This is a genomic window from Pedobacter folensis (assembly GCF_056490665.1).
Genome location: NZ_JBWJIF010000015.1, coordinates 1 through 375, shown reverse-complemented (window position 1 = coordinate 375; position 375 = coordinate 1). Strand labels below are relative to the sequence as shown.

The window sequence follows — 375 nt, the reverse complement described above, 5'->3', positions numbered from 1 at the left end:
TAAAGCTGTACCCGAAGCCAGAGCTGTTCCGCCTGTTGCCTGGGTGTACCATTTAACTGAAGTCCCTGCTGCAGCTAAATTCGCAACCGTAGCATTCGAGATTTCGCAGAAAGTCTGGTTGCTCGCCGTTGGTGCTGGTGTAGCCGTGATCGTTACCGTGATCTGTGCACGGGTTGCACTTTCACAACTGTTTAAAGTCTGACTGGCATAATAAGTGCCATTGGTCAAAGCTGTACCCGAAGCCAAAGCCGTTCCGCCTGTTGCCTGGGTATACCATTTAACTGAAGTCCCTGCTGCAGCTAAATTCGCAACCGTAGCATTCGAGATTTCGCAGAAAGTCTGGTTGCTTGCTGTTGGTGCGGGTGTAGCTGTGAT

Annotated in this window: 1 protein-coding gene; it reads right to left on the bottom strand. The window is 50.7% G+C overall.

Going from position 1 to position 375, the window contains the following annotated elements; all coding sequences use genetic code 11:
- On the bottom strand, window positions 1–375 hold a 375-nt coding region (locus AC04QZ_RS24995; RefSeq protein WP_478359930.1), incomplete at both ends, for an Ig-like domain-containing protein.